Annotated in this window: 12 protein-coding genes and 1 riboswitch; of the genes, 8 read left to right on the top strand and 4 right to left on the bottom strand. The window is 64.6% G+C overall.

From position 1 onward, the window contains the following. Positions 1-480: 480 nt before the first annotated feature. Positions 481-2,658 (bottom strand): TonB-dependent siderophore receptor, encoded by a 2,178-nt coding sequence (locus IAE39_RS04925; protein WP_201199860.1) that lies wholly within the window; start codon positions 2,656-2,658, stop codon positions 481-483. A 182-nt stretch (positions 2,659-2,840) separates the two neighbouring features. Between IAE39_RS04925 and IAE39_RS04920 the strand changes: the two genes are divergently transcribed. The 8 genes from IAE39_RS04920 to IAE39_RS04885 all read left to right on the top strand — a co-directional run bounded on the left by IAE39_RS04920 (position 2,841) and on the right by IAE39_RS04885 (position 12,323). Continuing rightward, positions 2,841-3,533 carry a response regulator transcription factor gene (locus IAE39_RS04920; protein ID WP_201199858.1) on the top strand — a complete coding sequence of 231 codons (693 nt, stop codon included), beginning with the start codon at positions 2,841-2,843 and terminating at the stop codon, positions 3,531-3,533. Then, positions 3,533-4,879, top strand: a complete 1,347-nt coding sequence (locus IAE39_RS04915; protein ID WP_201199856.1) for a HAMP domain-containing sensor histidine kinase — start codon at positions 3,533-3,535, stop codon at positions 4,877-4,879. The genes IAE39_RS04920 and IAE39_RS04915 overlap by 1 nt, the downstream gene beginning before the upstream one ends. Before the next feature lie 82 nt (positions 4,880-4,961). Beyond that, positions 4,962-5,864 (top strand): alpha/beta hydrolase, encoded by a 903-nt coding sequence (locus IAE39_RS04910; protein ID WP_201199853.1) that lies wholly within the window; start codon positions 4,962-4,964, stop codon positions 5,862-5,864. Positions 5,865-6,075: 211 nt separating this feature from the next. Further along, positions 6,076-6,217: riboswitch (FMN riboswitch) on the top strand. Between the two features lie 80 nt (positions 6,218-6,297). Next, the gene (ribB, locus tag IAE39_RS04905; RefSeq protein WP_201199851.1) at positions 6,298-6,948 is read left to right on the top strand and encodes a 3,4-dihydroxy-2-butanone-4-phosphate synthase; all 651 of its coding nucleotides are present in this window, start codon (positions 6,298-6,300) and stop codon (positions 6,946-6,948) included. Positions 6,949-7,145: 197 nt separating this feature from the next. After that, the gene (locus tag IAE39_RS04900) at positions 7,146-7,388 is read left to right on the top strand and encodes an exodeoxyribonuclease VII small subunit (protein WP_003255380.1); all 243 of its coding nucleotides are present in this window, start codon (positions 7,146-7,148) and stop codon (positions 7,386-7,388) included. Then, positions 7,385-8,272 (top strand): (2E,6E)-farnesyl diphosphate synthase, encoded by an 888-nt coding sequence (gene ispA / locus IAE39_RS04895; protein ID WP_201199849.1) that lies wholly within the window; start codon positions 7,385-7,387, stop codon positions 8,270-8,272. Before IAE39_RS04900 ends, ispA begins: the two co-directional genes overlap by 4 nt. 179 nt (positions 8,273-8,451) lie before the next feature. After that, positions 8,452-10,347, top strand: coding sequence for a 1-deoxy-D-xylulose-5-phosphate synthase (gene dxs / locus IAE39_RS04890; RefSeq protein WP_201199847.1), 1,896 nt, complete (start codon positions 8,452-8,454; stop codon positions 10,345-10,347). 104 nt (positions 10,348-10,451) lie between these two features. After that, positions 10,452-12,323, top strand: coding sequence for a TonB-dependent receptor domain-containing protein (locus IAE39_RS04885; RefSeq protein ID WP_201199836.1), 1,872 nt, complete (start codon positions 10,452-10,454; stop codon positions 12,321-12,323). Here IAE39_RS04885 and IAE39_RS04880 read toward each other — a convergent pair. From IAE39_RS04880 to ribA, 3 genes are read right to left on the bottom strand one after another with little or no spacing between them, the layout of a single operon-like run. Then, positions 12,301-13,113, bottom strand: coding sequence for a cobalamin-binding protein (locus IAE39_RS04880; RefSeq protein WP_201199835.1), 813 nt, complete (start codon positions 13,111-13,113; stop codon positions 12,301-12,303). The two genes, IAE39_RS04885 and IAE39_RS04880, sit on opposite strands and share 23 nt — an antisense overlap. Beyond that, entirely contained in the window at positions 13,113-13,532 is a 420-nt protein-coding gene (locus IAE39_RS04875) for an MFS transporter (RefSeq protein ID WP_201199834.1), read from the bottom strand. Before IAE39_RS04875 ends, IAE39_RS04880 begins: the two co-directional genes overlap by 1 nt. After that, positions 13,529-14,146, bottom strand: a complete 618-nt coding sequence (ribA, locus tag IAE39_RS04870; protein WP_012270291.1) for a GTP cyclohydrolase II — start codon at positions 14,144-14,146, stop codon at positions 13,529-13,531. The genes IAE39_RS04875 and ribA overlap by 4 nt, the downstream gene beginning before the upstream one ends. Positions 14,147-14,337: the final 191 nt, after the last annotated feature.

The raw sequence follows: 14,337 nt of genomic DNA, 5'->3' as shown, positions 1-14,337 counted from the left end.
GCCTCATGCCGAGCTCATTGCGGGTTTACCCACGAAAGGCCCGACACAGCCGAAAGATCAACTTGGCCTTGGTGCAAAGCCCGAGGCCTGAGTGAGGTTGTATTCGAGGGAGTGAACGGCGTGGGGTGGATCGGGAACAATATTTAGCATGATGACACTCTCTATAGATTGGCTAGAGCTGCCACCCATGACTTGCAGTGTGATGGGTGGCGGCCACGTACGGGTCTGCAAGACCGGCAGAGAGCAAAACCCGGCAGGTTCGAAAACCTCCCATACGTAGCCACCATCAAGCGCGCGCAATGGCCTGCCATTGGCTATCGATAGTGGACATTTTTTGCTCTCTACGGGCTTGCAGGCCCGGTCGCTGATTTGGCAACGACAGGGCCAGACTAGGCCGCCGAGAACACCACCGCAATGGCGCAAAGGCGATAGGAAGCTAATTTCAGAAACGACCTACACGCAACGGGAAAAAACTGATTTTTAGAAGTCATACCGCGCCCCAACCATCATGCTGCGCGACGGCCCATAGAAGTTGAACGTCGAAGTCGACCCCACCCGCGACAGGTAGTCCCGGTCGAACAGGTTGTTGACGTTGAAGGTGGCGGTCAGCTTCGAGGTCACCGGGTACGACAGCATCGCATCCACGGTGGCATAGCCGGGCGCATCAATGCGCACGCCGCCGTTCTCGGCGTAGAAGTTGCTCATCGCCGAAATGCCGCCGCCAATGGCCAGGCCGGTCAGCGGGCCTTGGCTGATGGTGTACTTGCTCCACAGCGAAGCCTGGTTGCGCGGCATGATGAAGAACGTGGTCTCGGCATCGCCCTTGACGGTCTCGGTCTCCATCCAGGTGTAACCGGCCAGCAACTCCCAGTTCGGCGTCAGCTTGCCGCTCACTTCCACTTCGGCACCCTTCACGCGTGTCTTGCCAGCGGCAACCGAGTCGGTGGTCGCCACACCGTCAGCGTCGTACAGGGTGGTGGCGCGGTTCTTGTCGGTCAGGCGGAACACCGACAAGCGGGTGTTCAGGTCACCGCCGAAGTAGCTGCTCTTCAGGCCGAACTCGTACTGCTCACCTTCGCGCGGTTTCAGCACCCGGCCATTGCTGTCGGTGTCGGACTGCGGTTTGAACACCTGCGAGTAGCTGGCGTACAGCGCGTGGTTGTCGGTCAGGTCGTAGACCACGCCGCCATACGGGGTGAAGTGGCCATCGACGCGTTTGCTGTCGTTGCTGGTGGCGCCGCTGCTGAGGGTGGTGGTGTAGAAGTCGCCGCGGTACCAGCTGAAGCGCCCACCGGCGATCAGCGCCAGGCGCTCGACCGGGCGGAAGGTGACCTTGGAGTACAGGCCGTATTCCTCTTCCTGCATGCCGGTCTCGGTGCTGTAGTTGGGCGACGGCTTGGCGAACTGTTTGGGCGAGTAGGTGTTGACGTTGATGGCGCCCAGGTTGGTGGTGCCATTGAGGTACTCGGTGTCGTAGTTCTTGTAATCGCTGCCGACCACGAACTCGCTGACCTGGCCGAAGGTTTCGAACGGCTGGCTGTAGCTGGCATCCAGCGAATAGGTGTCCTGGGTGAAATCACGCGCGCTGGCGCGCTCGGAGTTGGCGCCAGTAGTAGCGTTGGTTGCGGTGAAGGCGTACAGGTAATTGGTGTCGCGGTGCGAACCCCGCGCCGCAACGCGGCCGTAGCCGCCGTTGTCGAAGCGGTGGGTCAGCTCGGCAACCAGGTCGGTGGTCTTGCCGTCGAAGTAGTTCCAGTCGGCACCCAGGAAGCGCGAATGGCTGAAGTCGGGCACCTCGCCGGACAACGTAGCCGGGTAGCCGTTGTGCGGGGTGATGTTCTTCACTTCATGCATCAGGCCGAACGACAGCGTGGTGGCGTCGTCCAGGTCGATGTCCAGCGCACCGTAGTAGCTGTTGCTGGTATTGGCGTTGTAGTCGACCTCGCCATTGGTGTCGTCACGCGAGGCGATGAAACGCCCGCGCACGCGGCCGGCATCGTCCAGCGGCCCGCTCAGGTCGATTTCTTCGTGGTTGGTGTCCCAGGTGCCGTAGCTGCCTTCGATATGCCCCTGGAACTCGGCGGTCGGGCGCTTGCGCACCATGTTGACGATACCGCCCAGCTCACTGGTGCTACTGAACAGCCCGGCCGGGCCGCGCATGATTTCGACGCGGTCGAACGCAGCCAGCGACGGCACGGTGCCGAAGATGCTGGCCATGGGCGCCGGCAAACCATCGATGTTGAACTCGCTGTACTCATAGCCCCGGGCGTAGATCGACGAACGGCCGCTGTCGTTGGTCAGGGTACGCAGGCCGGCGGTGTACTTGGCCAGGTCGTCCAGGTGCACGAACTGGCGATCCTTGACGTAGTCCTGGGTGTACACGGTGATCGACTGCGGGATGTCCTTGAGCGCTGCCGGTGTCTTGGTGCCTACGGTGGCCGCATCGACGCTGTAGCCACCGGTTTGTTCCGAGGGCAGCATGTCGTACAGCCGGTTGCCTTCGATGGTGAGTGCCGGCAGGTCGAGTGCGCCGTCCTCGGCAGCCGCCTGGGTGGCCACCGTTTCAGCCAGTGCCGACAACGAAAATGGCGCCAGCAACCCGAGTACCAACCAGCCCCGCGCCCGTCGCGAGCGCCCCACACCTTTGAAACCGTTCATGACACACCTTTCGCCCAAGTGATAATAATTCGCAAACGAAACAAGTTGCTTTTTGCGAACGATACCGGAGCGAAAACGGGGGTGCAGCATCATTAACCTTCTTAACACATTGGGGCGTTGCCCTCGCCCCACCGGCAATGGGATGATTCGTAACTGATAGAAATTCTCATTCAAGGCTCACCGTGCCCACTTCACTTCTGCTTGCCGAAGACGACCCACGCCTGCGTCAGGACCTGGAACGCCATTTCCTCAATCGCGGTTTTCAGGTGCAGGCGTGCGCCAGCGGCACCCAGGCTCTGAGCGCCATCCAGCACGCGCGCTTCGAACTGGTATTGCTGGACATCATGTTGCCGGGCATCGACGGCCTCAGCCTGCTCGACGAACTGCGCCGCCAGCAGGCGGTACCGGTCATGCTGATGTCGGCGCTGGGCGCCGAGCAGGACCGCATCAGTGGTTTTACACGTGGCGCCGACGATTACCTGCCCAAGCCGTTCAGCCTGGCCGAACTGGACGCCCGGGTCGATGCCTTGCTGCGGCGCGTGGCGTTCGATCGTCGCCCGGCTGCGCGTGCCGACGTTGGCGAGGTGATGCTGGACCATGACCGCCAGGATGTTATCCACAACGGCCAGGCTGCCGGCCTTACCGCCTCCGAGTTCCGTTTGCTGGCGACCCTGCGTGCTCACCCCGGGGAGGCCTTGAGCAAGCCATTCCTCTACCAGACCGTGCTGCACCGCGCCTACACCCGCCTGGACCGCGGCCTGGATGTGCATGTGTGCAACTTGCGCCGCAAGCTGGCCGACATCGCGGCCCAGCATTTGCAGATCCAGGCGGTGCGCGGCCAGGGTTACATCCTGGTCGACACGGAGCAGCCCTGATGCGACGTCACCCTTTGCTATGGAAACTGGCCATTCTGCAGGTCGGTTTCTGTCTGCTGCTGACCTGGCTGATCTGGACCTGGGGCCTGTCGGTGGAGCGCAGCACCTACTTCCTGTCCCAGGCCGACCAGGACTACCTGGCGCGTTACGCACAACAGGCCGAACACACCTGGAACCAGGGCGGCGCGGAGGGCGTCGAGGCATGGCGCAAGCAGCTGGCGCGCGCTGAAGATACCTGGGTGGCGGTGATCGGCCCGCACCTGCAAAGCCTTGGCACCACACCGCTGAGTGCCGAGGAGGCCAGCCACCTGACCTTCATGCGCAAACTCGACTGGCCGATGAGCCGACGCCTGCAGGACGAGCTGCCTTACGTCAGCATGGCGTTCCCGCAACACCCGGAAAACGGCCGCCTGGTCATGCAGTTGCCCGAACACCTGCTGCCCACCGGCCTGACGCCCTGGACCCATGTGATCACCCACGGCGTCGCCCCCACCTTGCTCGCCCTGCTGCTGGGCCTGGCGCTGTACCGTCATCTTGTCGTGCCGCTGAACCGCCTGCGCGACCGCGCCGACGCCTTGCGTGCCGATGACCTCGACAGCCCCGCCCTGCCCTTGCAGAAACGCCGCGATGAACTGGGTGAACTGGCGCAAGCCTTCGAGCACATGGCCGTGCGCCTGCGCCAGAGCTTGGAGCAACAGCGCCTGCTGCTGCGCACGCTGTCTCACGAACTGCGTACGCCGCTGGCGCGTTTGCGCATCGCCCATGACAGCGACTTGCCGCCGCCGCAGCTGCGCGAGCGCCTGGACCGAGAAGTCGCCGACATGCAAAAGCTGCTGGAAGACACGCTGGACCTGGCCTGGATGGACACTGAGCAGCCTTGCTTGCCGACCGAGCCGGTGATGCTGGTGTCCGTGTGGGAAGCCCTGTGCCAGGACATCTGCTTCGAAAGCGGCTGGGAGCGCACCCGCCTGCCCTGCTCGCTAGGCACCGAGTGCCTGGTGCAGGCCCACCTCGACAGCCTGGCCCAAGCCCTGGAAAACCTGATGCGCAATGCCATTCGCCACTCGCCGGACGAAGGCCGGGTCAGCCTGGATGGCTGGCGTGAGGACGACTGCTGGCACCTGCGCCTGAGCGACCAGGGCCCCGGCGTACCGCACGCCGACCTTGAGCGTATCTTCCAGCCTTACCAGCGCCTGGCCGACAGCGGCGCAGGCTTCGGCCTGGGCCTGGCCATCGCCCGCCGTGCCATCGAACTGCAGGGTGGCCGCCTGTGGGCCAGCAATGCTCACCCGGGCCTGTGCCTGCACATGACCCTGCCACTGGCCCGGGACTGTTTAGAAAGTTAATGGGCTTTACGCTCAATCAGGACTGATTATCATCTGAGCGCTCCAGCCAGGTATTTCTGGCCATGTCCTGATGAGACGCCTGATGAACAAGACAACCCTGGCCCTGACGCTGGCCCTGATCCTGGCGCAGCCCCTTTGGGCCCCTGTCGCGCAGGCACAGCCCGACCATGAACAGAAGATGGACGCGTCGCTGCTGGTCCGTCAGGACCTGGCCTACCGTTTCAGCCAAGTGGACCTGGACTCGGCCGATGGCCGACGTCATTACCGCTTGTGGATCGGCAAGCCGAACCGCCCGGCGCCAGCATCGGGCTACCCGGTGCTGTGGATGCTCGATGGCAATGCCGCGCTGGGCGCACTGGATAGCCAACAGCTGGGCACGCTTGCCGCCGGCCAGGCGCCGTTGCTGGTGGCAGTGGGTTACCAGACCGAACAGCGCATCGAGCGCGCCGGGCGCACTTATGACTACACCCCGGCCTTGCCTGGGCAGGCTGAGCAGCTGGACCCGCTGACCGGGCAACCCAGTGGTGGCGTGGATGCATTTCTCGACCTGCTGACCGGGCGCATGCGCACCCTGGTGGCGGGCGTGGCACCGATCGACCTGCAGCGGCAGACGCTATGGGGGCACTCCTATGGCGGGTTGGCCGTGCTGCATGCGCTGTTCACCCGGCCCGGGGCTTTCAGTGACTATGCAGCAGCCAGCCCGTCGCTGTGGTGGCATGACGGCGCGATCGTGGGTGAGGCGCAGGGGCTCGAGCAGCGCTTGGGAAGCAGCCGGCCGCGGCTGTTGCTGATGCGCGGCAGTGAAGAGCCGGCGAACCCGCGCACGCAGGTGCAAGGCGACGTCGAGCGGCCGGCGCGTGAGCTGGTGGCAGGCCTGGCCAGGGTGCCAGGCTTGCAGGTGCGGTTCGAGCGGTTTGCAGGGTTGGGGCATGGGCCTATGTTGCCGGCTTCGCTGAAGCAGGTGATTGAAGGGATGTCGCGGTAAGACTGTGCCGGCCTCTTCGCGGGTGAACCCGCTCCCACAGGGTTTCCACTGCCCTTGAGGCAGTGTGGTCCTGTGGGAGCGGGTTCACCCGCGAAAAGGCCGGAACAGGCAACACACTTGTCAGCCCTTAACACACGGTGTAGCGGCACGATTGCGCCAAAGGTCGTAGAACCGCGGCTTGCCAGCAGGGTGGCCATGTGCTGTATGCTTGCCTGGTCTTCAGGGCGGGGTGCAAGTCCCCACCGGCGGTAAATCGAAAGATGAGCCCGCGAGCGCCCCGGCCATGCCGGGGGTCAGCAGATCTGGTGCGACTCCAGAGCCGACGGTCATAGTCCGGATGAAAGAAGGCGTCAGGCAGGGGCCATCCGGGCGCCCTTGCGCGCGCATTTTGTTCGCCCCGAGACGTTCATCGATCATTCACGAGGAGCGTTTCATGTCCACCCAGCACCACTCGCAATTCCCCAATGTTTCCGCCGCCATCGCCGCCTTCAAGGCCGGGCGCCCTGTGCTGTTGCTCGACGATGACGACCGCGAGGACGAAGCGGACATCATTGCCGCCGCCGAAAACATTTCGCTGCAGACCATGGCCATGATGATTCGCGATTGCAGCGGCATCGTCTGCCTGTGCCTGGACGAAGCCACCGTCGACGCGCTGCAGCTGGCACCCATGGTGCAGAACAACCAGGCCCGCCATGGCACCGGCTTCACCGTTACCATCGAGGCGGCGGAAGGGATCACTACCGGGGTATCCGCCCAGGACCGCATCACCACCATTGCTGCGGCACTGCGTTCCAGCGCCGAACAACGTCATATCGTCAGCCCGGGGCATGTGTTCCCGCTGCGCGCGCGCAATGGCGGTGTGCTGACCCGTCGTGGCCACACCGAAGGCTCGGTGGACCTGGCGCGCCTGGCCGGCCTGCGCCCGGCGGCGGTACTGTGCGAACTGATGAACCCCGACGGCACCATGGCCCGGGGCGAACAGGTGGCGGTGTATGCGCGGCAGTACAATCTGCCGGTGCTGACCATCGAGGAGCTGGCGCGGTACCGGGAGGCGATGGTGGAGCTGCAAGCCGAGCCTGCCTGACGGGCCACCTCTGGGCAATTCGCGGGTAAACCCGCTCCCACAGGTACTGCACAAGGCTCAAAGTCTGTGAGTTCTCTGTGGGAGCGGGTTTACCCGCGAAAGGGCCCTTGAAACCCACCTCAATGCCCCTGATGTTTGCTCCCCCCGCCCCGCTCTGCTAGTGTCGCGCCGTTCTGAATGCCACCGAGACAGTCGCCATGGCCCGCAAAAAAGCCTCCCTCGATTTCGAGCAATCCCTCGCAGACCTGCAAGCACTGGTCGAGCGCCTGGAGAACGGCGAGTTGTCGCTGGAAGAGTCGCTGGCCGCCTTCGAGCAAGGCATCGCCCTGACCCGTGATTGCCAGGGCGCGTTGGCCCAGGCCGAACAGAAAGTGCAAATCCTGCTGGAGCGCGATGGTGAGCTGGCTGCCCAGCCCTTCGACGCGGAGCCGGAAGCATGATCGGCACCTACCAGGCCAGTTGCCAGGCGCGGGTCGACGCCGCCCTCGAACCGCTGTTCATCGCCCCGACCAAAGAGCTCGAACGCCTTTACGCCGCCATGCGCTACAGCGTGATGAACGGCGGCAAGCGCGTGCGCCCGCTGCTGGCCTATGCGGCCTGTGAAGCCCTGGGTGCCCCGGCCGAACAGGCCAATGGTGCCGCCTGCGCGGTAGAGCTGATCCATGCCTATTCGCTGGTGCATGACGACCTGCCGGCCATGGACGACGACGACCTGCGCCGCGGCCAGCCAACCACCCACAAAGCGTTCGACGAAGCCTGCGCCATCCTCGCAGGCGACGGCTTGCAGAGCCTGGCCTTCGGCGCCCTGCTCGACCCGCGCCTGAGCCCGCAGGCCGACAGCATCCGCCTGGCGATGGTCCAGGCCCTGGCTAAAGCTGCCGGCCCGGCCGGTATGGTTGGCGGCCAGGCGATCGACCTGGGCTCGGTAGGCGTGAAGCTGGACCAGCAGGCGCTGGAGTTCATGCACCGGCACAAGACTGGCGCGTTGATCGAAGCCAGCGTGCGCCTCGGCGCCCTGGCCAGCGCCCGTGCCGAACAGGCGCAGCTGGATGCCCTGCAGACTTATGCACAAGCCATCGGCCTGGCATTTCAGGTGCAGGACGATATCCTCGATGTGGAAAGCGACACCGCCACCCTGGGCAAACGCCAGGGTGCTGACATAGCCCGTGACAAACCGACCTACCCGGCCTTGCTGGGCCTGGAAGCCGCCAAGGCCTATGCGAACGAACTGCGCGACCAGGCGCTGGTCGCACTGGAAGGGTTCGGCGAAAAAGCCGAGCCACTGCGGGCGTTGGCGCGTTACATCGTCGAACGCCGCAACTAAACACTGATACCACGCCCAATGTAGGAGCGGGTTTACCCGCGAATGCGGCGGTGAATGCACCACCGTATTCGCGGGTAAACCCGCTCCTACACTGGCTGTCGCAAACAGTGGTTGAATGGGCACTTTTCCCACAATGGGGTAAACTGCCGCGTCTTCACACACCTATAACGACTCGCCTGATGCCCACGACGTTTCAAGAGATCCCCCGCGAACGCCCGGTCACGCCGTTGCTCGACCGCGCTGACACGCCTGCCGGCCTGCGCCGGCTGGCCGAAGCCGACCTGGAGACCCTGGCCGACGAGCTGCGCCAGGAACTGCTCTATACCGTGGGGCAGACCGGTGGGCATTTTGGTGCCGGCCTGGGCGTGATCGAGCTGACCATCGCCCTGCACTACGTGTTCGACACCCCGGATGACCGGCTGGTGTGGGACGTGGGCCATCAGGCCTACCCGCACAAGATCCTCACCGGGCGCCGCAACCGCATGCTCAGCCTGCGTCAGAAGGACGGCATCGCCGCCTTCCCGCGCCGCAGCGAAAGCGAGTACGACACCTTTGGCGTCGGCCACTCCAGCACCTCGATCAGCGCCGCGCTGGGCATGGCCATTGCCGCCCGCCTGCAAAACAGCGCGCGCAAGTCGATTGCGGTGATCGGTGACGGCGCGCTGACTGCCGGCATGGCTTTCGAGGCGTTGAACCACGCCCAGGAAGTCAACGCCGACATGCTGGTGATCCTCAACGACAACGACATGTCGATTTCGCGCAATGTCGGCGGCCTGTCCAACTACCTGGCCAAGATCCTTTCCAGCCGCACCTACGCGAGCATGCGCGAAGGCAGCAAAAAAGTGCTGTCGCGCCTGCCGGGCGCCTGGGAAATCGCCCGTCGCACCGAGGAGTACGCCAAGGGCATGCTGGTGCCGGGTACGCTGTTCGAGGAGCTGGGCTGGAACTACATCGGCCCGATCGACGGCCACGACCTGCCGACCATGATCGCCACCCTGCGCAACATGCGTGACCTCAAAGGCCCGCAGTTCCTGCACGTGGTGACCAAGAAGGGCAAGGGCTTCGCCCCGGCCGAGATCGACCCGATCGGCTACCACGCCATCACCAAGCTGGAGCCGGCCGACAAGCCTGCCGCGCCGAAGAAAGCCAGCGGCCCGAAATACTCCGCGGTGTTCGGCCAGTGGCTGTGCGACATGGCCGCTGCCGACAACCGCCTGGTGGGCATTACCCCGGCGATGAAGGAAGGCTCCGACCTGGTCGACTTCAGCGAGCGTTACCCGGAGCGCTACTTCGATGTGGCGATTGCCGAGCAGCACGCAGTCACCCTGGCGGCCGGCATGGCCTGCGAGGGCAGCAAGCCGGTGGTGGCGATCTACTCCACCTTCCTGCAGCGTGCCTACGACCAACTGATCCACGACGTGGCGGTGCAGAACCTCGATGTGCTGTTCGCCATCGACCGCGCCGGCCTGGTCGGCGAAGACGGCCCGACCCACGCGGGCAGCTACGACCTGTCTTACCTGCGCTGCATCCCGGGCATGCTGGTGATGACCCCGAGCGACGAGAACGAGCTGCGCAAGATGCTCAGCACCGGCCACCTGTACAACGGCCCGGCTGCGGTGCGCTACCCGCGTGGCACCGGCCCGAATGCCCCGATCAGCGGTGACCTTGAGCCGCTGGAGATCGGCAAGGGTGTGGTCCGCCGCCAGGGCGAAAAAGTCGCCCTGCTGGTGTTCGGTGTGCAACTGGCCGAGGCCCTGCAGGTTGCCGAGCAGATCAACGCCACGGTGGTCGACATGCGCTTCGTCAAGCCGCTGGACGAGGCCCTGGTGCTGGAACTGGCTGGCAACCATGAGTTGCTGGTGACCATCGAAGAAAACGCCATCATGGGTGGCGCCGGTGCTGCGGTGGGTGAGTTCCTGGCCAATGAAGCCGTGCTCAAGCCGCTGCTGCACCTGGGGCTGCCTGATATTTATGTCGAGCATGCCAAGCCGGCGCAGATGCTGGCCGAGTGCGGGCTGGATGCGGCTGGCATCGAGGCTTCTGTCAAAGCCCGCATGGCCAAGCTCGGCCTGTAGGGCCTTTTCGCGGGTAAACCCGCTCCCACAGGGATTGCGCAGTATTCAAGTACTGTTAAAACCCTGTGGGAGCGGGTTTACCCGCGAATGCTTTGGAATTGCTGATGAAGAAATCTGCCTGTGCCGCGCTACTCTGCGCCCCTACATTGCTGATCGCCGCCGAACGCGACGACGCGCTCAAGCTCCCCGACGTGCTGATCAGCGCCAGCCGCCAGGTCGAATCGCGCACCGCCACCAGCGCCGCCAACACGGTCTTCACCCGCGCCGACATCGACCGCCTGCAACCCTCAAGCGTCACCGACCTGCTCACTCGCGTGCCTGGCGTACAGGTGGCACCTACGGGAGGCCGTGGCAGCCTGCCGGGCATCTTCATCCGTGGTACCAAGGCCGCGCAGAGCCTGGTGCTGCTCGATGGCGTGCGTATCGCCAACGCCACCTCCGGCGACAGCGGCCTGCAGTTTCTCGACGTCGACCAGATCGAACGGGTGGAAGTGCTGCGCGGCTCGCGCTCGGCGGTGTATGGCAGCGACGCCATTGGCGGGGTGATCCAGATCTTCACCCGGCGCAACAACGGCCCCGGCCTGCAGCCACGCCTGCGCATGGCGGCCGGCAGCAACCAGACCTTCCAGCGCAGCCTGGGGCTGTCTGGCGGCAATGGTGCGACCCGCTTCAACCTCGGGGCCAGCCTGGATGAAACGGCCGGTATCGATTCCACCGGGCCGTCCTTCGCCAGCGACGGCGACCATGACGCCTACCGCAACAAGTCATTCAACCTGAGCCTGAGCCACACCTTCGGCGAGCGCTTCGAAGCCGGCCTGAACCTGCTCGACAGCCGCGGCCGCAGCGAATACGACAACCCGTTCGGTGGCTTCGACCCGGTCACCTTCGAGAGCTTCGGCCAGCAGCCCTACACCGACTTCAGTGTCAGCAGCCTGGGCAGCTACTTTGACGCCCAACTGACCGATGCCTGGCACTCTCGCCTGGAGCTGGCGCACAGCGAGAACCGCGACGACAAGCGCGACAAGCTCAGTGCCGAGCGCTTCGTGTTCAACACCTACCGCGATCAGGCCACCTGGCAGAACGACCTGTCCTTGGGCGAACACAACAGCGTGCTGATCGGCGGCGACTGGTATGAAGACCGTGTCCACGGCAGTACCGACTTCACCGAGGACAGCCGCTGGAACCGCGCCGTGTTCATGCAGCACCGCTACCAGGGCGAGCAGTTCTCTACCGAACTGGGCGTGCGTCATGACCGCAACCAGCAGTTTGGCGGCCAGACCACCTGGAGCGGCAGCCTGACCGTACCGTTGAACGCGAACAACGATGTACTGCTGTCCTACAGCGAAGGTTTCCGCGCCCCCACCTTCAACGACTTGTATTACCCCCAGTTCAGCAACCCGAACCTGGACCCCGAGCATTCGAAAAGCTATGAGCTGCAATGGCGTAGCCAGCTGTCGGCCGACACCCGTCTGGAAACCTCGCTGTACCGTACCGACCTGCGCGACGCGATCATCTTTGGCCAGGACTCGATCCCCCGCAACGTCGCCTCGGCGCAAATCAACGGCCTGGAAATGGCGCTGACCCAGCAATGGGGCGCTTGGCATAGCCAATTGGGCCTGGCACTGATCGACCCTCGCGACCGCGACACCGGCCACACCCTGGCCCGCCGTGCCCGGCGCACCCTGAGCCTGGACCTGGACCGTGATTTCGGGCGTTTCAGTGCGGGCGCCAGCTGGCAGGCTGTCAGCAGCAGCTATGACGATGAGGCCAACCGCAATCGTATCGGTGGCTATGGCCTGCTCGGGTTGCGCGGAAGCTGGGCGGCTACCGGTGAAGTGAAACTGGAAGCCAGGCTGGATAACCTGCTGGACCGCCGCTACGGCCGCGCCCTTTACAGCTACGAGGGCGCTTACCACCCTTACCGCGAAGAAGGCCGCACGCTGCTGTTCAGCGTCACCTGGACGCCGGCGCTTTAGCCGCCAGCAGCGCACACAGGCGTGCGGTGGCTTCGATCATTTGCCCGCTGGGGCGCTCCAGGCCCTTGTCTGGTACCACCAGCAAGCGATCATCGGCTACCGCTCGCAGCTGCGGCCAGGCCTTCCAGCTGGCCAATTGCGCCTGGTCACCGGCCAGGATGACCTGCGGGTTGCGCAGCAGCACAGACTCCACATTCACCTGTGGCGCCGGCTGACTGAGGTCGGCGAACACGTTGCGCGCACCGCACACTGCCAATGCGTCGCTGACCACCTGGCGGCCACCGAGGGTGTATAACGGCCGATCCCAGACCTGATAGAACACCTGCAAGGGCTCGTTGCGCCGATACTGCTGGCGAAGCTGCTGCAACCGCTCACGCAGGGCGTGAGCGTACTGCCGGCCCTGCTGGGCCCGCCCTACGCGCCCGGCAATGGCTTCGATGTGCTCGATCAGTTGGTCGATGTCATGGGGTTCGGCGCTGAAAGTGGCAATGCCAAGGCGCTTGAGCTGGTCGCGCTGGGCTGCTGGCACGCTGCCCGGCCACAGCAGCAACAGGTCGGGGCGCAGGCTGAGCAGGCGCTCCATGTCCAATTGCCCCTGGCGCCCGACCGAGGGCAAGTCGTGCAGGGCAGCCGGTCGATCACCACCGTCGAGCACGCCCACCAGCAGGTCATCGGCCTGAAGTTCGAGCATGATTTCCGTCATCGACGGGGCCAGGCTGACGACGCGCAGGGGCTCGCCAGCCATTACCGTGCAGGCAAACAGCGCCAGCAGGCCAGGCAGCAGGCGCATCAGCCGAGCTGGCGCGGAATGCGATAGAGGTACAACACCACCACGGTGGACAACGCCAGGAGGATCTGCGGCACCGCCTCGAGGCCGACCAGTACCGACAGCGCGGCGACCCAAGCCGGGAAGCACGCATACAGCATGGCCAAGCGCCTGACCCGCGCCAGTTCGATCCAGGCAGCAGGCTCTTCACCGGTGCCAAGCACCTTGGAAGTCGCAATGAGTGCGCGCTTGTAGCCACCGAAACGCGGCAGGCTGAGGAACATGGTGGCCGCGCCGGCAATGAACAGCGGCATGGCCAGCACCGGGATCAGCGCATCGCCGCCACCAAAAGCCCAGGCCATGACAGGCAGCGGCACCAGGCCTACCGCCAGGTACTGCCACCAGGCCAGGGCCAGGCGCCGCTTGACCTCGGCGCGGGTCACGCCTGGGGCGCCTCGCCCTGGTGTTCGTTACCCAGCATGTGGCCCAGTTTGCCGGCCTTGGTCGCCAGGTAGTAGCGGTTGTGCGGGTTGTGCCCGGTGTGCAGCGGCACACGCTCGGCGACGACAATGTTCATGTCGGTCAGGGCTTTGACCTTGCGCGGGTTGTTGGTCATCAGGCGCAGCGACTTCACCCCCAGGTGCTCGAGCATCGGCAGGCACATGGCGTAGTCACGCTGGTCGGCAGCAAAGCCCAGGCGTTCGTTGGCTTCGACGGTGTCGGCGCCGCCATCCTGCAGCTCGTAGGCGCGGATCTTGTTCAACAGGCCGATGCCGCGGCCTTCCTGACGCAGGTACAGCAGCACGCCGCGGCCTTCGCGGGCGATGGCCTGCAGCGCGGCTTCCAGCTGCGAGCCGCAGTCACAGCGCTGGCTGAACAGGGCATCGCCGGTCAGGCACTCGGAGTGCAGGCGCCCCAATACCGGCTGGCCATCCGCAATATCACCCAGGCTGAGCACCACGTGCTCACGGCCAGTGGCTTCGTCGAGAAAGCCATGCATGGTGAAAGTCGCGAAGGGAGTCGGGAGTTTAGAGGCGGCAACAAAGACGACGGGCACGTTGTGCTCCTGGCATAAGTAGGAAATTTCTCGTGAACCGATTGTATCAGCAGGTTGAGCAGTGTGGGCTGGCTGAATACCGTGGGGTAAGATCGAAAAGTTCGATGCTTAGGTGAGACCGACACCCCGTCACCGGGTTTGCACAATCACTGTGGGAGCGGGTTCACCCGCGAACACGGGCGAAGCCCGTG

Source organism: Pseudomonas sp. S37 (assembly GCF_016658545.1).
Classification (GTDB): Bacteria; Pseudomonadota; Gammaproteobacteria; order Pseudomonadales; family Pseudomonadaceae; genus Aquipseudomonas.
The sequence above is the reverse complement of the archived record's forward strand: the minus strand, read 5'-3'. Positions and strand labels throughout refer to the sequence as shown.